The organism is Streptomyces sp. NPDC026417 (assembly GCF_055567695.1).
The window spans coordinates 353,928-373,680 of record NZ_JBVHPY010000004.1 but is presented as its reverse complement, the minus strand read 5'-3'; the positions used below and the strand labels follow the sequence as shown (position 1 = coordinate 373,680).

Genomic DNA, 19,753 nt, shown 5'->3' with positions numbered 1-19,753 from the left:
ACCCCGCGTACCCCCTTTTTTGGTGTGGGGGGAAACCCAAAAAAACCCACGCCACCCCCGCGCCCCGTCCTTCCACGCCCGCCCCCCGCGGTCGTCGTGCGTTGCGCCGGACGGGTCGACTTCCGCCGGCCCCGCTGTGGCACGGGTCCGGCGGCTGAGGGCCCGGTCAGCGCGTGAGGGGCGGACGGCCGTCCGCGGTCGGCCCCGCATCCCGCGGATCGTCGTTCCTGATGACCTCGCCCTGGACGACCTTGCCGTCGGGGCGGTGGATACGGGACTGCCGGAAGGCGTCCTCGAAGGCACCGGGAGACGTCCTGCGCATCCTGCGGTCGACCGCGCGCTCCGTGGAGGCACTGACCGCCTTCTGGACCGGCGGGATCAGCAGGAGGAGGCCCAGCACGTCGGAGATCAGCCCCGGGATCATCAGCAGGAGGCCGCCGAGCATCATCGGGCCGTTGCCCTTGGTGCTGCCGCCCGTGGGCGGCACACCGCTCTGCTGCTGTTGCAGCGTCTCGCTGAGATTGCGGAAGGCACGGCGTCCGGCCCGCTTGATCACGACGGCGCCGAGCACGAACCCGGCGATGATCAGCAGCAGGACCGTCCCCCCGCCCGCCGCGCCCGCGACCAGGGTCAGCACCCAGATCTCCAGCACCAGCCAGGCGGCGACGATGAGCGGCAGGAACGTGCGCAGCCGGGAACGCCGGGGCCGGGCGGGATGCGTGGGAGTCGGAGCGCCAGTCGTCATGCATCCAGTGTGCCTGGGCCCGGCTCAGCGCGGGATAAGGGGACGATCAGTCGAACCCGTGCGTCGGCCCGGTCAGGTGGACTTGCGGCCGAGCACCTTGCCGACCCGCTCCCCCACACCCCAGGTGGTGACCCGCCACAGGGCCTCCACCAGGATGTCCCGGCTCATCTTGGAGTCGCCCAGCTCGCGCTCGACGAAGGTGATGGGGACCTCGACGACGTGGTAGCCGGCCTTCACGGCGCGGCGGGCGAGGTCGACCTGGAAGCAGTAGCCCTGCGAGGCCACCTCGCTCAGCCCGAGGCCCTTCAGGGTCTCGGTGCGGAAGGCGCGGTAGCCGCCGGTGACGTCCCGGATCGGTACGTCGAGCAGGACCCGCGAGTACAGGCTGCCGCCGCGCGAGATGAACTCCCGGGACTTGGGCCAGTTGACGACCCGGCCGCCCGGCACCCAGCGGGAGCCGAGCACGAGGTCGGCACCCTTCAGGGCGGTGAGGAGCCGGGGCAGTTCCTCGGGCTGGTGGGAGCCGTCGGCGTCCATCTCGATCAGCACGCCGTAGCCGTGCTCCATGCCCCAGCGGAAGCCCGCCAGGTAGGCGGCTCCCAGGCCTTCCTTGCCCTTGCGGTGCAGCACCTGGACGTGGTCGTCCTCGACGGTCAGCTCGTCGGCGAGCTTGCCCGTGCCGTCGGGGCTGTTGTCGTCGGCCACGAGAACGTGCGCATCGGGCACGGCGGCCCGCACCCGGGCGACGATCTTCTTGATGTTCTCCGCCTCGTTGTAGGTCGGAATGATCACCAAGGCCGTCCCGAGGGGGCCGAACTGTCTCCCCTGGGCGCCTGCCGCGAGGGTCCCGTCGCCGTCGTTCACCACTGCCCCTTCATGTCCGTACGCAGGGGACCACCATAATGGCCGCGGCCTGCATTGCCGTGTCAGCACGTGGGTGTACGGGGTGTCTGTTCCCCCGGAGCGGGGAACCGGGGGGCGCCGGCCCGCCGCCGGCCGCGCACGCGCTGCGGATCGGGGCCCGGCGCCCTTCGGGCCGACCAGGGACCCGCTGGCTGCGGGTCGACCGAAAGCCGTTGTCTACTGAACGTCCGGGCCCCACCCGGGTCGCACCTTCCCCCGCGCTCGCGGGGAGCGGGGAGGGACCCATCCGGCCGGAACGCTCCCTCGCCCCGTGGCGCGGGCGCTGGGCCTGGCACCCAGTGGTGGTGTGCCGGTGCGGCACACCATCCCTGACCCAGTGGCGCTGCGTGCGGCTGAGTGACGTTCCCCGGTCGGACGTCCGATGGTGGACCCGCCGAACCTACCGGCCCTCCGCCGTCGGCTGTCAATAGCCGCCTGACCTGCGACGATTCCGTCAACTGCCTGGTCAGCGCGGAGGATGCGCAGGTCGCGCCACGCGGCGGCGCGCACCGGTCGGGGGCCCGCCGACCCGGGACGTCACTCCTCCGGCCGTACGAATACCGTCCGGCCGCCGACGACGGTGCGCAGGCAGACCGGGAGGTCGACGCCCGGGGTCAGGTCGGGCAGTCCGGGCGTGCCCGAGCGCGGGTCGGTGGACCAGCGCGCCACCCGGTCGTCGGGGGCCTGCACGACGAGGTCCTCGGTGCGCCACACGGCGTAGTCCGCGGGAGCACCGGGGACCAGGACACCCGCGTCGTCCCGTCCGACGGCCCGCCAGCCGCCGCGCGTATGCGCCGTGAACGCGGCGCGTACGGAGACCCGGTGCTCCGGGGTGCGGTGGAAGGCCGCGGCACGGACGGTGCCCCACGGGTCGAGCGGCGTCACCGGGCTGTCGGAGCCGAAGGCGAGCGGGACGCCGGCGCGCAGCAGTCCGGCGAACGGATTGAGCGTGCGTGCCCGTTCGGCGCCGAGCCGCTCGGCGTACATGCCCTCCTCGCCGCCCCACAGGGCGTCGAAGGCGGGCTGCACGGAGGCGGTGAGGCCGAACTCCGCGAAGGCGGCGACGGTGTCCGGGGTGAGCATCTCGGCGTGTTCGATCCGGTGGCGGGCGGCACGCACGCGGGCGAGGCCGACCTTGTCGGCGGCGGCGCGCACTCCGTCGACGACGGCGGTCAAGGCGGCGTCGCCGATGGCGTGGAAACCCGCCTGCAGGCCCGTCTCGGTGCACGCGAGGACGTGGGCGGCGACGGCTTCCGGGTCCAGGTACGCCGCGCCGGTGTGCCCGGCGTCGGTGTACGGCCGGTGCAGACAGGCCGTGTGCGAGCCGAGCGCCCCGTCGACGAAGAGGTCGCCCGCGGCGCCGGCCGCGCCGAGGGCACGCGCCCGGGCGATGCCCTCGTCGCCGGCCTCGGCCCAGTAGCCGACCACGCGGGGGCCCGGTTCCTCGGCGGCCAGGCGCAGCAGCCCGGTGAAGTCGTCCTCGGAGGAGATCTCGGGGCCCGCGCACTCGTGCACCGAGCCGATTCCGAGCGAGGCGGCGTGGGCCAGCGCGGCACGCTGCGCCGCGGTGCGCTGTCCAGGGGTGACGGCGGCGAACGCGGCGGCGCGCACGGCGTGGTGGGCGTCGCGGGTGAGCGGCCCGTCCGCGTAGCCGGCGCGTCCGGTGATGCCGGGGACCAGGTCGAGCAGGGCGGTGGTGACGACGGCGGAGTGCACGTCGATGCGGGAGAGGTAGAGCGGGCGTCCGCCGGTGGCCTCGTCGAGTTCGGCGCGGGCCGGGGGCCGTGCGTCGGGCCAGCGGGCCGCGTCCCAGCCGTGGCCGAGCAGGACCCGGTCGGCGGGGCGCGCGGCGGCGAAGTCGCGGACGAGGGCGAGGGCCGCGCCGAGGGTGGGGGCGCCGGACAGATCCAGGCCGGTGAGGGCGAGTCCGGTGGCGGTGGTGTGGACGTGCGCGTCGGTGAACGCGGGGGTGACGAGCGCACCGTGGAGGTCCACGACCTGGTCGACCCCGCTCGCGAAGGCGTCGGCCGCGCCCTCGGAGCCGACCCAGGCGATCTGCCCGCGTTCCACGACCATCGCGGTGGCGAAGGGGTCGGCGGGGCTGTGGACTTCTCCACCGCGCAGCAGCACGGTGTCCGACGGGGCGGTGCTCTCACTCATGGAGGACAGTCTCGCTCCTCGGGGCGCCCTGTCCGCGCGCGGGGCCCGGGACGGACTGCGGGCGTGTTCAGATGCGGGGCGGCCGCGCCTCGTACGGCGTGGAGAGCACCACGGTCGTGCGGGTGGAGACGCCGGCGAGGGAGCGCACGCGGGCGAGCAGCTCCTCCAGCTCGTGCGGGGTCGAGACCCGCACCTTGAGGATGTAGTTCTCGTCGCCCGCGACGCTGTGGCAGGCCTCGATCTCGGGGACCCCGGCCAGGCGCTCCGCGATGTCGTCCGGGGCGCTGGGGTCGAACGGTTTCACCGAGATGAAGGCGGTGATGGGCAGCCCGACCGCCTCCGGGTCGACGACCGCCGCGTAGCCGCGGATGACGCCGCGCTGCTCCAGCCGGCGCACCCGCTGGTGGACGGCGGACGTGGACAGACCCGTGGCCTTGCCCAGGTCGGTGTAGCTCATCCGCCCGTCCGCGACGAGCAGCTGCACGATCTGTCGGTCGAGCTCCTCCATGGCGCAAGAACCTACAGGGCCCTTGATCCCGGCGGATAGCCGAGCGGCCCAGGTCATACCCGGTTCGTGATGTGCGGAGGGACGGCCGGTGCGCCGGGCGGAAGGGGACGAACCCGGCGGTCCGGGCACCCGCGATCGGCATGTGACGAACGCCACAGCGCTGCGGCGGGCTGCGTGATGTTCTCGTGATTACCTCGCAGACGTGGCGGGAAGTGCTTGCTGTGGTCGAGGTCGCAGCGCCTTGTCGGCCCACCCGAGGGGGAGAATCCCATGCAGAGTCTTAAGCGCCCTGGTCGTACCGCGCCCAAGAGGCAGCAGCCGGTCGTCGAGTCCGAGCCGGAGGGCGTCGAACCCGACGCCCTGGACGGCGAGGACTTCGACGCGTACGACACCTTCGAGATGTACCGGGTGATCTGCCCGGACTGCGCGCAGCCGATCGCGCTGCTGGCGGACGAGGAGATGCTGCCCGAGCACGCGCTGTGCGCCTCGCCGTGGAACCCCTTCGGGCTCACGGTCTGCGCCGGCACGGGGCGGGCGGCGGCCGACGCACGGCCCGCCGACGAGTCGACGGAGCCCCAGGAGCAGGACACCGCGCTGCTGTTGACGCTGCCTCAGGGACTCGACTGGCGCAAGCAGCCCTTCTCCCACGTCGGCGGACCGGGCTCGCGCCCCATGCGGGTCCCCGTCATGCGGCGTCACGCCGCCTGAGCCGGTTCTCGTAGCCGCCCCGCACCGTGGCCCGAGGACGGCCGTGGTGCGGGACCGGTGCGTCCGGAGCCGCCGTGAGGGGCGGCCGGCACCCCCCGTACGGGCTCATCGCGAACTCAAGCCCGATTTCGCGCGCCGGTTACCTGCCCGCCGGTGCGCGCGTTGCCCGGGTATGACCCCCACCTTCCCGGCCACCGGGCGTCGGCGCCGCATCTACGTCCCGCCCCCGGCAGCACCGGTTCCCCCGGGGCCTTCGCAGTACCAGGACCCGCCCATCTACCGCGCGCTGATCCGGACCTGGGCCGACCGCGGCCGCACGCTGCCGGGACAGCACGACCCGGAGTGGGCCCGGCTGGCGGCACCGCCGGTCGGCCTGAGCCAGTTCGGCTCGGGCCTGGACCCGTTCAGCGTGAGTCCGGACCCGCGAGGTGACGGGCGATGACCATCCGCTGGATCTGATTGGTGCCCTCGACGATCTGGAGCACCTTGGCCTCGCGCATGAAGCGCTCGGCCGGGAAGTCGGCGGTGTAGCCGTATCCGCCGAGCACCTGGACGGCGTCCGTGGTGACCTTCATCGCCGCGTCCGTGCACAGCAGTTTGGCCATGGCCGCCTGCTTGGAGAAGGGCCGCTCCGCGTCGCGCAGCCTGGCCGCCGCGAGGTAGAGCGCCCGGCCCGCCTCGATCTGGGTCGCCATGTCGGCGAGCATGAAGCGCAGTCCCTGGAAGTCCGAGATCGGCCGCCCGAACTGCTGCCGCCCGGTGGCGTAGGCGACGGCCTCGTCCAGTGCCGCCTGGGCCACGCCGATGGCGCAGGCCGCGATGCCGAGCCGGCCGGAGTCGAGCGCGGAGAGGGCGATCGCGAAGCCCTGCCCCTCGTCGCCGATGCGCCGGTCGTCGCCGACGCGGACGCCGTCGAAGTGGACCTGCGCGGTCGGCGATCCCTTCATGCCCATCTTCTTCTCGGGCAGGGCGGCGCTCAGCCCCTCGGCGTCGCCGGGCACGAGGAACGCGGAGATGCCCCGGGCGCCCTCACCGCCGGTGCGCGCGAGCACCGTGTAGAAGTCGGCGATCCCGCCGTGCGTGATCCAGGCCTTGGTGCCCGTGATCACCCAGTGGTCGCCGTCCCGGACGGCCTTGGTGCGCAGCGAGGCGGCGTCGGAACCGGAGGCGGGCTCGGAGAGGCAGTAGGCGCCGAGGAGGCCGCCGCCGAGCATGGCGGGCAGATGCTCGGCCTGCTGCTCCTTGGTGCCGTAGTTCGCGAGCGCGTGGCAGGCGAGGGAGTGCACGCTGACGCCGAGGCCGACGGTGAGCCGGGCGGCGGCGAGTTCCTCCAGGACCTGGAGGTAGACCTCGTAGGGCTGGTCGCCCCCGCCGTACTCGGCGTCGTAGGGCAGTCCGAGCAGACCCGACTCCGAGAGCAGTCCGAAGACCTCGCGCGGGAACAGCCCGGCGTCCTCCTCCTCGGCCGCCTTGGGTGCGATCTCGCGCTGCGCGATGTCGCGGACGAGCGAGATCAGATCCCGGGCCTCGTCCGTGGGCAGTTGACGGTCCACCGGCTGCGGGGCGCGGTCGGGCATGGCGACGCTCTCCTCCCTGTCGGGCACATCGGCGGAACCCGCCTGGGATGGGGCGGATCCACCGGGTCTCACAGTGCCCAGCCGATGCTGCCCGTCCGGGTCGCGGAAGGTGCTGATCAGCGGCTGTGGCGCTGTGAGTATGCCCGATCGGAGGCACCGAGTCACCAGTTAACGACCGCTTACTAAAAGAAAGGAGAATTGGTCCGAACCATTGACGCACTGGTCTAGTCCTCCTACTGTTCCTGCAACGCGTCACCGCGTTCATGTCAAACGGCACGAGGGGGGTCCAGGCCGGGCGTCCCCGTACGAGCTCGGGAACCCACCCACAGGTCCGGCAGCACGGCCCCCACACGTTCCCCTCCCCCCACGAGGAGACACAGTGTTCAGACCGCACCGCACCCGCGTCCGCTTCCGGGCGCTCCTGTCCGCCGCGTGTTGCGCCGTCCTCGGCGCCGGGTTGCTCGCCGGCGCGGGCGCCGCGGCCGCCGACGCGTCCGGCACCGCCACGGCTGCCCGGGAGACCACCGCCGCGGCGGCCGGTTCCAAGGTCGTCGGCTACTTCACCGAATGGGGCGTCTACGACCGGAACTACCACGTCAAGAACATCGAGACGTCCGGTTCGGCCGCCAAGCTGACCCACATCAACTACGCCTTCGGCAACGTGACCGGCGGCAAGTGCGCCATGGGCGACGCCTACGCGGCGACCGACAAGGCGTACACCGCCGCCCAGTCCGTCGACGGCGTCGCCGACACCTGGGACCAGCCCTTGCGCGGGAACTTCAACCAGTTGCGCAAGCTCAAGAAGCTGCACCCGAACCTGAAGGTCCTGTGGTCCTTCGGCGGCTGGACCTGGTCGGGCGGATTCACCGAGGCCGCCAAGAACCCGGCCGCGTTCGCCCAGTCCTGCTACGACCTGGTCGAGAACTCCAAGTGGGCCGACGTCTTCGACGGCATCGACATCGACTGGGAGTACCCCAACGCCTGCGGCCTCAGCTGCGACACCAGCGGCCGGGCCGCGTACAAGAACCTGATGGCGGCGCTGCGTGCGAAGTTCGGCAGTGGCAACCTCCTCACCTCGGCGATCCCGGCCGACGCCACGAGCGGCGGCAAGATCGACGCGGCGGACTACGCGGGGGCGGCGCAGTACGTCGACTGGTACAACCCCATGACGTACGACTTCTTCGGCGCCTGGGACGCGACCGGTCCCACCGCGCCGCACTCGCCGCTGAACTCCTACACCGGGATCCCCAAGGCGGGCTACTACACCTCCGCGACGATCGCGAAGCTCAAGGGCCTCGGCGTCCCGGCCTCCAAGCTGCTGCTCGGGATCGGCTTCTACGGGCGCGGCTGGACCGGCGTCACCCAGTCGGCACCGGGCGGCACGGCCACGGGCCCGGCGGCGGGCACCTACGAGCAGGGGATCGACGACTACAAGGTGCTCAAGACCAAGTGCCCGGCCACCGGCACGGTCGGCGGCACCGCGTACGCCAAGTGCGGCAGCAACTGGTGGAGTTACGACACCCCGTCGACCATCGCCGGGAAGATGAGCTACAAGAACGCGCAGGGCCTGGGAGGCACCTTCTTCTGGGAACTGAGCGGCGACACCTCGAACGGTGAGCTGATCAAGTCGATCAACTGACCTCTTCGGCAACAGACTCGGGGCGGGGGTCCGGCGGCTCCCGCCCCGTGCTCAGCCGTCCCGCCGGGCGGCGGCGGGCGCCACGTACGAGGGGTCGAGTTCCTCCAGGGCCCGCAGTGCGCCGCCCAGCATCTTCACCAGCAGTTCGCGCATGGTGTCGCGGGGCAGGTCCCGGCGGCCGATCCAGTCCAGGGTCGCCCCCTCCACACTGCACAGCCAGGCGAGCAGCGCCATCCGCGGCAGGGGCGCGACGCGGGCCGGGGCTCCCCCGGCCGGGCCCGGGCGGGCGGGACCCCAGGCCCCCTCGGCGATCGTGGTGATGATCGCCTCCCGCACCCCGTCCCGGACGGCCTGCACCTCGGCGTCGAACCCCACCCCGCCGCTGATGATCGTGCGGTAGGCGGCCTGGTGCTGTTCGGCGAACCGGAGATAGCCGTCGATCGTGCGGTGCACCCGCTGGTCGGGTGGCAGGTCGAGACCGCCGGCCGCGCGGGATATCAGGTCCGCCACCGAGTCCTCGACGATGGCCAGGTAGTAGCCGCGCTTGGACTGGAAGTAGTAGTAGATCAGCCCCTTGGCCACCTGCGCCTGCTTGGCGATGTCGTCCATCGACAGCGCGTCGTAGGACCGGTCGGCGAACAACTTCCTGCCGACGGCGATGAGTTCGGCACGGCGCGCCACCGAGCGGTCGGTGCCGCGCGCACGGGGGCGGTCGATGCCGCGCTGCTGACTGCTCTTCAGTTCCGGCACGGGTCTCCAACTGCCGACGGGACATCGGCAGTATGGCAGACCCGCGTCACCTGCCCCTTCGACTCCGATCGACAACTCCGGTACCGGGTCGGGCACTTGGGCAGGCAGGATGCCGGGAGACCGCACGGTGGCAACCGGCCGCCGCGGGGGTCTGGCGGCTCAGAGCAGGCCGAGCTGGGTGACGAGCATCGCCAGGACCACGACGAGGGTCCAGCCGAGGACGTGCTCGACGATCTTCGGCCCGTCTTCCCTGGGACCGCCGGTGCGGGCACGGGCACGGGCGGCGGTGGCGGAGGTCGCGGTCATGGCTTCTCGCTGACGTCGTGGTGCAGGGGGTCCCCGCCCCGTCGGCTCCCCACCGACCCCGACCACCTTGCCATCGGACCGGCCCGGCGCGGTAGAGAGCTTGGTCACGCCGAATTGGCGACGGGTGCGAAAGCCCCGGGATTCCACGACGGACGGCGGGGCTGTGCGTCTCCTCACACGGCAGTGGGGCGCCGGAACGGGCGGCCCGCCGGCCGCACCGAGCGGGCCGAGGGGCGGGTGACCCGGTCGTACGCCCGGAGCGTCCGCCGGCGACCCGGCTCGCGATCGGCAGGTGGACCCGGTCCCGAACAGGCCGCGCGGGGCGGCCCCCGTCACCGGGGGCCGCCCGGCGCGCTAGCGGACGCCCACCGCCTGGAGCGCCTTGCGCTGCCGCGCGGAGGGATGTGCCGGGAAGTACAGGTAGCAGACACCGCCGGTGCCGGAGACGACCTTGCCCGAGGCGTTGTACCGCTTGGTCCTGAGCCAGATGTTCTCGAACTCGCGCCGGGCGTAGACACGGCGCACCGCGTCGTCGCTCGGCGAGGCGGGGTCGTTGGCGATCACATCGCCGTCCGCGGTGAAGCCGATCACGGTCATCAGGTGGCCCGACGTCCCGTACCCCGCTCCCGTCAGCTCCGTCTTGAGGAACGACTGGGACGTTATGGCCGGGATGCCGGCCGCGACGAGCGTCTCCAGGTCGGTGAGCGAGCCGAGCCGGGTGACCACTCCCTGGAGGTCCTTGTACGTCGCCGCGTAGGCGGCGTTGAAGGGCCAGTTGCCGCAGCCGTTGTACTGGTAGTCGAAGGTGAAGCGTGCCGCGTGGCACACCTGCGGGTCCTGGTACGCCGGGTCGACCCAGGCGAGCTGCTGCGCCGTGGGCCGGCGCCCCCAGTACTCGATGATCATCTGCGAGGACGTGGGGCTGCACCAGGCCTCGCCGCCGTTGTCGTACTCCGGGTACTGGCCCGCGTGGATCTCCTGCGAGTAGCGCGGGACCTTCAGTTCCCCGGCGGGGCCCGGCGTGGAGGCCGGGACGGTGAAGCGGTCGGGGATGTCGGAACCCATCGCGCCGACCCGCCACACCGTGGGCGTCAGCTTCGTGCCCGGGCTGCGGTACAGCGTCAGCCGCAGCCGGTAGGACACCAGGCGCAGGCCCGAGGCGGTGTCGTCGATGGCGAAGGTGTCCGTCCAGACACTGCTCCTGCCGTCGCTCTGGTCGTCGACCGAGGTCCGCCGGATGTCCTGGTCCCCGGCCGCCCAGCGGCCCATCACGTACCAGGGGGTGTCCGTGCCGTCGGAGTACGTGCCCGTCAGCTCGGCCTGGAGCCAGGTGCCGGCGGGGGTGCGCGCGTTCCAGGAGGCGATGACCTCGCCGGCGGGGACGGTGAGCCGGTGGACCGGCGACGTCCAGGTCGCGTACTCCCAGGCGGCGGTCTTCCCGGTGTGCGGGTCGGTGTACTCGGTGGTCCCGGCCGGGGTGGCGATCACCAGGCCCGGCCGGGCTCCGGCGACGGCCCGGGTGCCCCGGGCGGTGCCCGTGCGCCAGTCGGCGTACGAGGTCCAGGCGTGGTTGTCCACGAGGGCGTTCGGGGCTTTCGCTGAGCGCGTCGGAGTGGCGGCGGCCGCCGGTCCCGCCGCTCCGGCGGCCGCCGCGGCGACGGCCGCGGCGAGGACGGTTCTGCGGGACGGTTCGGAAGCTCTGGTCATGGGTGAGTGACCCCCGGTTGTCCGGAACGGGCGGTTCGACAGCACGGCTGTGGCCCAACTATGGATGCCGGGGACCGACTTCTGCCAGCACTTGGGGCCTCGCCGCGCCCACCAATATTGGTCGGGACCACTGGCATGACCTGGGCGTCCCCTGACGCCCCGTCCCGCGTGCCGCGCGGGCGGCGGCCCCGGCGCACGCGAGGGGCGCAGGCCGGGGCCGCGGGCGGGTGGGTCAGATGAGGTCCATGGCGGCGACCTCGTCGGGACGGCCGTAGCTCACCGGTCCCTGGAAGCGGCGGCGCGCGGTGGCGAACCACCAGACCGTGGCGACGACCAGCACCACGGCGAGGGCGATCGACGCGTAGTTGAAGGTGTCGACGGTGATCGGCGCGGCCTGGGGCAGCATGAACAGCACGCTGCTCAGCAGGATCCAGGTCACGGCGAGGACGCCGACCGGCCTGCTCCAGCGGCCCAGGTTCCACGGGCCGGGCCGGAACTCGTCCCCGAGTCGCAGCCGCAGGTAGATCGGCACGGCGTAGGCGAGGAACAGACCGACGACGTTGACACTGACGATCGCCGTGAACGCGGTGTGGGACCACCAGCCGGGCAGCACCAGCGCGAGCGAGCAGCCGACCGCCAGCCAGACCGCCTTGACGGGGGTGCGGGTGCGCGGCGAGACCGAGTGCCACCAGCGCGAGCCGGGCATCGCGCCGTCCCGGGAGAAGGCGAAGATCTGCCGGGTGTTGCTGGTGAGGTTGGCCAGGCCGCAGAAGAGCATGGCACCGATCACGATCAGCAGGATCAGCTTCGCGGTGCCCGCGCCGAGGCCGTCGAGGAGGATCTGCACGGGCGGCGCCGCGGAGCCGGCCACCCGGTCGTAGTCGTGAATGCTGTAGACGAGGGCGAGCATCAGGACGAGGCCGGTGATCGCCGACCAGCCGATCGCGCGGGTGATCCCCTTCGGCGCGTTGACCGTCGCGCGGACCGTTTCCTCCGACATGTGGAAGCTGCCGTCGAAGCCCGTGAAGGTCCAACTGGTCACGAGCAGGCCGAGCATGCCGCCGTAAAGCCCGTTGGTGAAACCGGTGTTGTTCGCGAAATGCGTGACGAACGAGGCCGACTGATGATCGTCGGGCATCACGACGAGGGTGCTGACGATCACGACGAGTCCGATCAGCAGCCACCAGACCGAGATCCGGTTGAGCAGCGCGACCATCTGGACGGTGTAGGTGTTGGCCAGGCCCTGCAGCACGATGATCAACGCGGTGATCAGGACCGTCTGGTGAGCCGTCGGCCGGTACGAGGACCACTGCAGCGCGACGAAGGCCTGGATGAAGGTGGCGGCCGCGTAGCCGGTGGCCGCCGTGCCGCCCACCTGACCGACGAAGTTCAGCCACCCCGTGTACCAGGACCAGGCGCCCTTGTGCCGTTTGGCGAGTTTCCCCGCGGAGAAATAGAGGGCTCCGCTCGTGGGGTAAGCGGAGGCGACCTCGGCCATCGCGGCACCGATGAAGAGCACCATGACGGAGACGCCTATCCAGCCGAAGACGAGAATGCGCGGACCGCCCGCATTCAAGCCGAATCCGAAGGACGAGAAAATACCGGAGATGATGTTGATGATGGTGAACGAGATCGCGAAGTTGTCGAACGCCTGGAATCGACGCGTGAGCTTTCGCGGATATCCCATCGCATGGAGCGTCGCATCGAGGGCCGCGGGGTCCTCGCCGCCGCGCGCTCTCGTGCGGGGGGCCGATATCCGTTCTGACACAACCGGACCTTTCGTGGGGGAGGAAGGATGTACCGGGTGGACGGGGACGGGGCGGGTCAGGCGGCGCCGGGCACCGGCAGTCCGCACGAGCGCCGGGCGCGGGACAGCTGCTCCGCGGGATCGCCGAACACGCTCCAGGGCATGCGTGAGGCGTACGGGCCCATGGCCATGAAGACGGCGCGCGCCTCGAACTCGCGCTGGGCCATGAAGAGCGCATGGGCCAGGTACGCCAGGTCGATCACCGGCGTGAACTGGTAGCCCGTCACGTGCGGGAGCCAGTTCTGGTAGATGCCGAGCGCCGTGGAACGCCACTGGGGCTGCTCCCAGACGCGATCGGCCAGCAGCTGGGAGGGGTCGTAGCTCTCGACCAGGGCCACCAGCGGCAGCAGCCGCAGGGGTGAGGAGGCGGGGGCCCGCTGGCTCAGGAAGGCGGCGACGTCCCAGGCCGCGTTGACGGAGCCGCCGTGCCGCGTGAAGAAGAACGCCAGGAAGCGGTGGTGGCCCTCACGGTTCCAGGGATCGAGCCGCAGGATGTGCGAGAACAGCTGCCAGGGGCCGGGCGGCGCGGTCAGCAGCCCCTGGGGGGCGGGTTCGCGGATCTGGTGCAGCCGGGCCATGGCCAGTTTCGCCACCGCCGGGGTGGGGTCGTACGGCGCCATCGTGGAGGCCCGGTCGCAGGCCGTCACGGCGATGCGCTCCAGCGCCTCGGCCCGCTCGTCGCGCGCGTCGGCGGCGCGCAGTGCCCGCAGCACCGCGACCCGGGCCCACATGAGCGCCGCTTCGGGGGTGGGCTCCTCGGCCAGCCAGCGCTCCGCGAGGTCGGAATCGGCGGCCTCGGAGGCCAGCACCAGTGAGCGGTGCGCGCGCAGTCCGAAGTCCTGCCGCGATTCGGCCAGCGCCTCGTGCGCACTCAGATAGCGGCCGGCCCGCACATCCGTGCAGACACTCGCGAGCCTGCGGTCGTCGGCCGCCGGATGCCACACATACTGCCCCTCGAATAACCCCGCGGTCATGTTCCCCTGTCCGTCCCCGTACGTCACCACGACACTGCGTCCGCCGCCGTGCTGAATTTCGGTCAGGGCCGGGCCGGGCCCCGCACGGACAGCAACCCGAACACTACTCAGCATCAAGCGGAATCGAAACGTCAGTTCCGAAATGGCAGGTTGTACGCCCCGGGGAACCGCGGGCGGGCCGGATTGCTCCGCCCGCCGACGCGTTCCATTCGGCACCATCCGCCTTCCTCCGAATTCGTCCGTTATCACCCCCTGTAGAATGTGCGGTCGGAATATGCAGACCCCTCGACCCGCCCCGGGAACCGCCATCCACGACCTCGCGTCCCGCATCCGCCTCCTGCCGCCCTCCTGCGGCCCCGTGCGCCTGATCGGCGTCGACGGGCACGCGGGCTCGGGGAAGACGACCTTCGCCGGACGCCTGGCGGGGGCCCTGGACGACGCCCCCGTCCTGCACCTCGACGACGTCGCCACGCACGAGGAGCTGTTCGCCTGGACCGGGCGGCTGCTGCGCGAGGTGGTCGGCCCGTTGAGCCGCGGGGAGACGGCGCGCTACCTCCCCTACGACTGGCATGCGCGGCGCTTCGGGCCGGCGCGGGCGCTCCCGCCGGCCCCTGTCGTCCTGGTCGAGGGAGTCGGCGCCGGGCGCCGGGCGCTGCGCCCGTATCTGGCGGGCCTGCTGTGGATGGAGTTGCCGCGCGAGGAGGCCTGGGCGCGTGGGCGCGGCCGGGACGGTGAGGCGCAGGAGGAGTTCTGGGGCGGGTGGGTTCAGGCGGAGCGCGGGCACTTCGCCAATGACCCCACGCGCCCCTTCGCGGATCTCCTGGTGCGGCAGTGCCCCAAGGGATACGAGGTACTGCCGGGGCCTTCCGAGGCCTCTCGGGCGGGCCACTTCCTCACTCACGGTGACGGGCCGTCCGCTGTGTGCTGAACTTGTGAAGACCCTTGCGGACGAAGTTGCCCGAGTGCTCCAACTCGGCTTGACCCAGGGGCCGTACAGGTCTTACGTTCTGAATGTGCGGCCTCTCGAAGCCGCCCTCAGACGCGAAGCCCCCGGTTGTTCCCCCGTGATCGGGGGCTTCGTTCTGTCCTCGGCCCGGTTTCCGGACGCTCCGAGCCCTCATTTGCTCACCCTGGGTCACCGAGGCGCGTGCGCCCCGTCCGCTCCCACCTCGCAGAACGAGGCGTGCGGCACCCTACGGTCCGGCGCCACCCCGCAGGTACGATGCCTTTCGGTGCGAGCTTCGGACGGCTGCTCTGCGCACCGAGGCAACTCCCGTCCGCGGCACAGCGGTTCGACGAAGGCTGTCGGCGGGCACCGGCCCGGCGGCATACCCATCGGGGGCACGGTTTGTGGGGGACGTGATGGACTTCGGCACGCAGGGCCCGGAGGCCCCGGCCGACCTCGCATGGCTGCGAGGCGTGGACGCCTACACGATGGGCGCCTATCCGCAGGCGGAGGAGGAGTTCCGCGCCGCGGTCCGCATCGATCCCGGGATGGCCGACGGCTGGCTCGGGCTGCATGCGCTGCGCGTGGACACGACCACAGCGCTGCTGCGCATGTTCCGCCACCGGGACCGCTTCGGCGAACAGCGCTCGCGCCACCGGCGCACCCTCAACTCCTGGTACTGGCTGGGCTGGTGGGTGCAGCCGGTCCTGGAGAGCCCGCGCGACCTGCTGCTCGCGCACGCCTCCCACTGGCTCGACGGCCGTCACGTCCCCGAGCTGGACCGGGCACTCGCCGGACTGCCGCCCGTCGACGCCGATCCGCAGGTGCGGTTCCTGCACGCCTGCCGGGCCTATCTGGTCAAGGACTGGGAGCAGTTGGTCCGGCACACGGACCCGCTGATCGACGACCCCATGCTGGGCATCGAGGCGGGCCTGTTCGGCGGGATGGCCCGGGTCCGGCTGGAGATGTTCGGGCACGCCGAGCCGCTCCTGTCGTCCGCGCTGATGCGCTGCCGCAGCGAGCAGCCGCAGCGCAAGGAACTGCGCTACTGGCTGGCGCGGGCGCACGAGGGCACCGGCCGGTCCGCGGCGGCCCTGCCGCTGTACCGGGCGGTGCACCGGGTGGACCCGGCCTTCATGGACACCTCCGCACGGCTGGCCGCGATCTCCGAGGGCGACGGGTACGACGAGGCGGCCGACTTCGCCGCGATCACCCTCGCCGGGGTCGGGCAGGACGTCCTGGAGGGGCCGGACGGAGTGGACCCCCTCTTCGGCACGGAGGGACGGGAGTTGAAGCTCTCCGAGCCCGATCCGCCGCCCACCGGGGCGCCGCCTCCCGAGCGGGACCCGGTGCGGGAGAAGGCCGTGAATCCGGTGCAGCCGCCGCCCACCGGGCCGACCGACCCGGCCCTCCTGGAGGAGGCGCTCGCCGAGCTGGAGGGCATGGTCGGACTGGAACCCGTCAAACGCCAGGTGAAGGCGCTGTCCGCGCAGCTGAACATGGCGCGGCTGAGGGCCGGGCAGGGCTTACCCGTGCAGCCGCCCAAGCGCCACTTCGTCTTCTCCGGACCCTCGGGCACCGGCAAGACCACGGTGGCCCGCATCCTGGGCCGGGTCTTCTACGCCCTCGGCCTGCTGGGCGGCGACCACCTGGTGGAGGCCCAGCGCGCGGACCTGGTCGGCGAGTACCTCGGCCAGACCGCGGTCAAGGCCAACGAGCTGATCGACTCGGCGATCGGCGGCGTCCTCTTCGTGGACGAGGCCTATTCGCTCTCCAACTCCGGGTACGGCAAGGGCGACGCCTACGGCGACGAGGCCCTCCAGGTACTGCTGAAGCGCGCCGAGGACAACCGCGACCACCTGGTCGTCATCCTCGCCGGCTACCCCGAGGGCATGGACCGGCTGCTGGCCGCCAACCCGGGCCTGTCCTCCCGCTTCACCACCCGCGTCGACTTCCCCTCGTACCGCCCGCTGGAGCTCACGGCCATCGGCGAGGTGCTGGCCGCCGAGAACGGGGACGTCTGGGACGAGGAGGCCCGGGACGAACTGCGCTCCATCAGCGGGCACGTGGTCGACCAGGGCTGGATCGACGAACTGGGCAACGGACGGTTCCTGCGCACGCTGTACGAGAAGAGCTGCGCGTATCGCGATCTGCGGCTGACGGGGTACCCGGGGACGCCGTCGCGCGACGACCTGTCGACGCTGCGGCTGCCGGATCTGATGCAGGCCTACGGAGAGGTCCTTTCCGGGCGGGGGCCGCAGGACCCGTCGGCCCTGTGACCCGGGGCCGGCCGCCCGCCGGGCGGTCCGTCGGCTCCCGCCTGCCTCCCCGTGCCGCCCCGGGCTCCCGTTCCGCCATGGCCGGTGGGGCTGGTTCCGGCACCGCGCCGCGGAACGCCGAAGGGGCCGGAGCTTCCCGGCCCCTCCCGCCCGCGGTGGATCAGCTCGCCAGCACTTCCTCCTGGGCCGCGCTCACGCGCGGCTCCGAGACGCGCACGGGCTGCGGAGCGTCCCGGTGGGCCGGGTCGCGGACCTCGCCCACCAGAAGTTCCAGGACGTCCTCCAGGGCGACCAGGCCGAGCACCTTGCCGCCGGCGTCGGCGACCTGGGCGAGGTGCGTCGCGGCGCGACGCATCACCGTCAGGGCGTCGTCCAGCGGGAGTTCGGCCCGCAGGGTGGTCATCGGACGCCACACGTGCTGCGGCACCGCCCGCTGCGACTCCTCCAGGTCGAGTACGTCCTTCACGTGCAGATAGCCCATGAAGGCACCGTTCTCCGCGGCCACCGGGAACCGGGAGTAGCCGGTCCTGGCGGTGAGCGCGACGACCTGGCCGGGGGTGACCGAGGGTCCCACGGTCACCAGGGAGGCGGCGTCGAGGAGGACGTCGGTGACCGGGCGGGATCCCAGTTCCAGCGCGTCCTCCAGGCGTTCCTGCTCCTCGGGCTCCAGCAGGCCGGCCTGCCCGGAGTCCTCGACGAGGCGGTTGAGCTGTTCGCTCGTGAAGACGGCCTCGACCTCGTCCTTCGGCTCGACGCGGAACAGCCGGAGGATGACCCGGGCGCACGCGCCGAGGGCCACGGTGACCGGCCGGCACAGCCGCGCGAAGGCGACCAGTCCCGGGCTCAGCCAGAGCGCGGTCCTCTCGGGCGCCGCCATCGCCAGGTTCTTCGGCACCATCTCGCCGATGACGAGGTGGAAGAAGACGACGAGGGCGAGCGCGATGACGTAGCCGAGGGGGTGGATCACGCCCTCCGGCAGCCGGGCCGCCTCGAAGAGGGGCTCCAGCATGTGGGCGACGGTCGGCTCGGCGACCGCGCCGAGCGTCAGCGAGCAGACGGTGATGCCGAACTGGGCGGCCGCCATCATCTGCGGCAGCCGCTCCAGGCCGTACAGCACCTGGCGGGACCGGGCGGTCCCCAGCGGCTCGATCTGGCTGCGCCGCACGGAGACGAGCGCGAACTCCGCGCCGACGAAGAAGCCGTTGGCGAGCACGAGCAGGGCGGCGAACAGGAGTTGGAGCAGGGTCATCGGACCGCCTCCACGGCAGCCGCGGCGTCCGCGGTCCTGACCAGCCGGACCCGCTCGGCGCGGTAGTGGCCGACCTGCCGGACGGACAGCCGCCAGCCGGGCAGCTCCGCCTTGTCGCCGGGGGCCGGAATGCGGCCGAGCAGGTCGGCGACGAGGCCGGCCACGGTCTCGTACGGGCCCTCGGGCACGACGAGGCCTATGCGCTGCAGGACGTCGACCCGGCAGCTGCCGTCGGCGTCCCACGCGGGCCGTCCGTCCTCCGGCGGCGCCGCCGCGATCTCGGGCAGGTCCTTGGCGTCGTGCTCGTCGCGGACCTCGCCGACGAGTTCCTCGACGATGTCCTCCAGGGTGACCACACCCGCCGTACCGCCGTACTCGTCGACGACCACGGCGATCGGCTGCTGACTGCGCAGCTGCTCCAGGAGGGGTTGCACGGGCAGCGTCTCGGGGACGAGCAGCGGGGCCTGGGCGATCCGGCCGACGGGGGTGCGCAGCCGGTCGTGCGCGGGCACCGCGAGGGCGTCCTTGAGATGGACCATGCCGACGATCTCGTCGATCCGCTCCCGGTACACGGGGAAGCGGGACAGGCCGGTGGCCCGGGTGAGGTTGACGACGTCCTCGGCCGTCGCCGACGACTGCAGAGCGCTGACCTTCACGCGCGGGGTCATCACGTGCTGCGCCGTCAGTTCGCCGAGCGACAGGGTGCGTACGAAGAGGTCGGCCGTGTCCTGTTCCAGCGCGCCGGCCTGGGCCGAGTGCCGGGCCAGCGAGACGAGCTCGCCGGGCGTGCGGGCCGAGGCCAGCTCGTCGGTGGGTTCCACGCCGAGGGCGCGCACCAGCCGGTTGGCCACGGTGTTCAGTGCGGCGATCACCGGGCGGAACAGGCTGGAGAAGATGTGCTGCGGGCCCGCGACGAAGCGTGCGACCTGCAACGGGCGGGACACGGCCCAGTTCTTGGGCACGAGTTCGCCGATCACCATCTGCACGGCCGAGGCGAACAGCATGCCGACGACCACGGCGACGCCGGGGACGGCGCCCTCCGGGACGCCGGCCGCGGTGAACGGGCCGTGCAGCAGCTCGGCGAGCGCCGGTTCGGCGAGCATGCCGACGACGAGCGAGGTGATGGTGATGCCGAGCTGGGTGCCGGAGAGCTGGAAGGAGAGCTCACCGAGCGAGTCCACGACGGTACGGGCCCGTCGGTCGCCGTCGGCCGCGGCGCGTTCCGCGTCGGGGCGGTCCACCGTGACCAGGCCGAACTCGGCCGCCACGAAGAACCCGTTGGCGAGAATGAGCAGGAACGCCGCCCCGAGGAGCAGCAGAGGGATGGTCATGATGCCGCCGCCTCGCCGAGTCGGGAGGGGGCGGCGCAGGTACTACAGGACGATCCGTCCATCGCTGGAGGGAGTCACTCCTCGGGTAGCAGGAGCCCCTGGGAACCGGTCGGAACCACAGGGGCGGGGACGCAGGCAAGCGCCTCCGTCACCAGATTAATCAA

Annotated in this window: 17 protein-coding genes; 5 read left to right on the top strand and 12 right to left on the bottom strand. The window is 72.2% G+C overall.

Going from position 1 to position 19,753, the window contains the following annotated elements:
- Positions 1-166: 166 nt before the first annotated feature.
- From fxsA to ACZ4NT_RS09350, 4 genes are all read right to left on the bottom strand, one after another.
- On the bottom strand, positions 167-745 hold the full coding sequence (gene fxsA / locus ACZ4NT_RS09365) for an FxsA family membrane protein (protein WP_121404473.1): 579 nt from the start codon (positions 743-745) through the stop codon (positions 167-169).
- Between the two features lie 72 nt (positions 746-817).
- Entirely contained in the window at positions 818-1,609 is a 792-nt protein-coding gene (locus ACZ4NT_RS09360; RefSeq protein ID WP_121404831.1) for a polyprenol monophosphomannose synthase, read from the bottom strand.
- A 576-nt stretch (positions 1,610-2,185) separates the two neighbouring features.
- On the bottom strand, positions 2,186-3,808 hold the full coding sequence (locus ACZ4NT_RS09355) for an amidohydrolase (protein WP_467724460.1): 1,623 nt from the start codon (positions 3,806-3,808) through the stop codon (positions 2,186-2,188).
- Positions 3,809-3,875: 67 nt separating this feature from the next.
- Positions 3,876-4,316 (bottom strand): Lrp/AsnC family transcriptional regulator, encoded by a 441-nt coding sequence (locus ACZ4NT_RS09350; protein WP_121404471.1) that lies wholly within the window; start codon positions 4,314-4,316, stop codon positions 3,876-3,878.
- 270 nt (positions 4,317-4,586) lie between these two features.
- On the opposite strand from ACZ4NT_RS09350, the gene ACZ4NT_RS09345 reads away from it, so the two are divergent.
- Entirely contained in the window at positions 4,587-5,024 is a 438-nt protein-coding gene (locus tag ACZ4NT_RS09345) for a hypothetical protein (protein ID WP_121404470.1), read from the top strand.
- 172 nt (positions 5,025-5,196) lie between these two features.
- Positions 5,197-5,466, top strand: coding sequence for a hypothetical protein (locus ACZ4NT_RS09340; protein ID WP_183116903.1), 270 nt, complete (start codon positions 5,197-5,199; stop codon positions 5,464-5,466).
- Here the strand turns inward: ACZ4NT_RS09340 and ACZ4NT_RS09335 are convergent.
- Positions 5,429-6,601: an acyl-CoA dehydrogenase family protein gene (locus ACZ4NT_RS09335; RefSeq protein WP_121404469.1), complete on the bottom strand. Its 1,173-nt coding sequence runs from the start codon at positions 6,599-6,601 to the stop codon at positions 5,429-5,431. The genes ACZ4NT_RS09340 and ACZ4NT_RS09335 overlap by 38 nt on opposite strands.
- Positions 6,602-6,980: 379 nt before the next feature.
- Here ACZ4NT_RS09335 and ACZ4NT_RS09330 point away from each other — a divergent pair, with 379 nt between their 5' ends.
- A complete protein-coding gene (locus ACZ4NT_RS09330) occupies positions 6,981-8,240 on the top strand; it encodes a glycoside hydrolase family 18 protein (protein ID WP_121404468.1) in 1,260 nt (419 codons plus the stop codon).
- A gap of 51 nt (positions 8,241-8,291) precedes the next feature.
- Here ACZ4NT_RS09330 and ACZ4NT_RS09325 read toward each other — a convergent pair whose 3' ends face one another.
- From ACZ4NT_RS09325 to ACZ4NT_RS09305, 5 genes are all read right to left on the bottom strand, one after another.
- A complete protein-coding gene (locus ACZ4NT_RS09325) occupies positions 8,292-8,981 on the bottom strand; it encodes a TetR/AcrR family transcriptional regulator (protein ID WP_121404829.1) in 690 nt (229 codons plus the stop codon).
- A gap of 168 nt (positions 8,982-9,149) precedes the next feature.
- Entirely contained in the window at positions 9,150-9,296 is a 147-nt protein-coding gene (locus ACZ4NT_RS09320) for an SCO1431 family membrane protein (protein WP_467724457.1), read from the bottom strand.
- 354 nt (positions 9,297-9,650) lie between these two features.
- The gene (locus ACZ4NT_RS09315) at positions 9,651-11,003 is read right to left on the bottom strand and encodes a peptidase C39 family protein (protein ID WP_467724455.1); all 1,353 of its coding nucleotides are present in this window, start codon (positions 11,001-11,003) and stop codon (positions 9,651-9,653) included.
- Positions 11,004-11,235: 232 nt separating this feature from the next.
- The gene (locus ACZ4NT_RS09310) at positions 11,236-12,771 is read right to left on the bottom strand and encodes an amino acid permease (RefSeq protein ID WP_467724453.1); all 1,536 of its coding nucleotides are present in this window, start codon (positions 12,769-12,771) and stop codon (positions 11,236-11,238) included.
- Between the two features lie 56 nt (positions 12,772-12,827).
- On the bottom strand, positions 12,828-13,784 hold the full coding sequence (locus ACZ4NT_RS09305; RefSeq protein ID WP_183116902.1) for a hypothetical protein: 957 nt from the start codon (positions 13,782-13,784) through the stop codon (positions 12,828-12,830).
- A 274-nt stretch (positions 13,785-14,058) separates the two neighbouring features.
- Here ACZ4NT_RS09305 and ACZ4NT_RS09300 point away from each other — a divergent pair, with 274 nt between their 5' ends.
- Positions 14,059-14,712, top strand: a complete 654-nt coding sequence (locus ACZ4NT_RS09300; RefSeq protein WP_121404463.1) for a hypothetical protein — start codon at positions 14,059-14,061, stop codon at positions 14,710-14,712.
- A gap of 434 nt (positions 14,713-15,146) precedes the next feature.
- Positions 15,147-17,009: an AAA family ATPase gene (locus tag ACZ4NT_RS09295; protein ID WP_121404462.1), complete on the top strand. Its 1,863-nt coding sequence runs from the start codon at positions 15,147-15,149 to the stop codon at positions 17,007-17,009.
- Positions 17,010-17,169: 160 nt separating this feature from the next.
- Here ACZ4NT_RS09295 and ACZ4NT_RS09290 read toward each other — a convergent pair whose 3' ends face one another.
- Complete coding sequence (locus ACZ4NT_RS09290; RefSeq protein ID WP_121404461.1) at positions 17,170-18,258, bottom strand: hemolysin family protein; 1,089 nt, start codon at positions 18,256-18,258, stop codon at positions 17,170-17,172.
- The gene (locus ACZ4NT_RS09285; RefSeq protein WP_121404460.1) at positions 18,255-19,589 is read right to left on the bottom strand and encodes a hemolysin family protein; all 1,335 of its coding nucleotides are present in this window, start codon (positions 19,587-19,589) and stop codon (positions 18,255-18,257) included. The genes ACZ4NT_RS09290 and ACZ4NT_RS09285 overlap by 4 nt, the downstream gene beginning before the upstream one ends.
- Between the last annotated feature and the right edge of the window lie 164 nt (positions 19,590-19,753).

What these genes read in the sequence shown, in the direction of transcription:
- fxsA (WP_121404473.1), bottom strand. Translation starts at nt 745, where the DNA reads ATGACGACTGGCGCTCCGACTCCCACGCATCCCGCCCGGCCCCGGCGT.
- ACZ4NT_RS09355 (WP_467724460.1), bottom strand. Translation starts at nt 3,808, where the DNA reads ATGAGTGAGAGCACCGCCCCGTCGGACACCGTGCTGCTGCGCGGTGGA.
- ACZ4NT_RS09350 (WP_121404471.1), bottom strand. Translation starts at nt 4,316, where the DNA reads ATGGAGGAGCTCGACCGACAGATCGTGCAGCTGCTCGTCGCGGACGGG.
- ACZ4NT_RS09345 (WP_121404470.1), top strand. Translation starts at nt 4,587, where the DNA reads ATGCAGAGTCTTAAGCGCCCTGGTCGTACCGCGCCCAAGAGGCAGCAG.
- ACZ4NT_RS09340 (WP_183116903.1), top strand. Translation starts at nt 5,197, where the DNA reads ATGACCCCCACCTTCCCGGCCACCGGGCGTCGGCGCCGCATCTACGTC.
- ACZ4NT_RS09335 (WP_121404469.1), bottom strand. Translation starts at nt 6,601, where the DNA reads ATGCCCGACCGCGCCCCGCAGCCGGTGGACCGTCAACTGCCCACGGAC.
- ACZ4NT_RS09320 (WP_467724457.1), bottom strand. Translation starts at nt 9,296, where the DNA reads ATGACCGCGACCTCCGCCACCGCCGCCCGTGCCCGTGCCCGCACCGGC.
- ACZ4NT_RS09315 (WP_467724455.1), bottom strand. Translation starts at nt 11,003, where the DNA reads ATGACCAGAGCTTCCGAACCGTCCCGCAGAACCGTCCTCGCCGCGGCC.
- ACZ4NT_RS09305 (WP_183116902.1), bottom strand. Translation starts at nt 13,784, where the DNA reads ATGACCGCGGGGTTATTCGAGGGGCAGTATGTGTGGCATCCGGCGGCC.
- ACZ4NT_RS09300 (WP_121404463.1), top strand. Translation starts at nt 14,059, where the DNA reads ATGCAGACCCCTCGACCCGCCCCGGGAACCGCCATCCACGACCTCGCG.
- ACZ4NT_RS09295 (WP_121404462.1), top strand. Translation starts at nt 15,147, where the DNA reads ATGGACTTCGGCACGCAGGGCCCGGAGGCCCCGGCCGACCTCGCATGG.
- ACZ4NT_RS09290 (WP_121404461.1), bottom strand. Translation starts at nt 18,258, where the DNA reads ATGACCCTGCTCCAACTCCTGTTCGCCGCCCTGCTCGTGCTCGCCAAC.
- ACZ4NT_RS09285 (WP_121404460.1), bottom strand. Translation starts at nt 19,589, where the DNA reads ATGACCATCCCTCTGCTGCTCCTCGGGGCGGCGTTCCTGCTCATTCTC.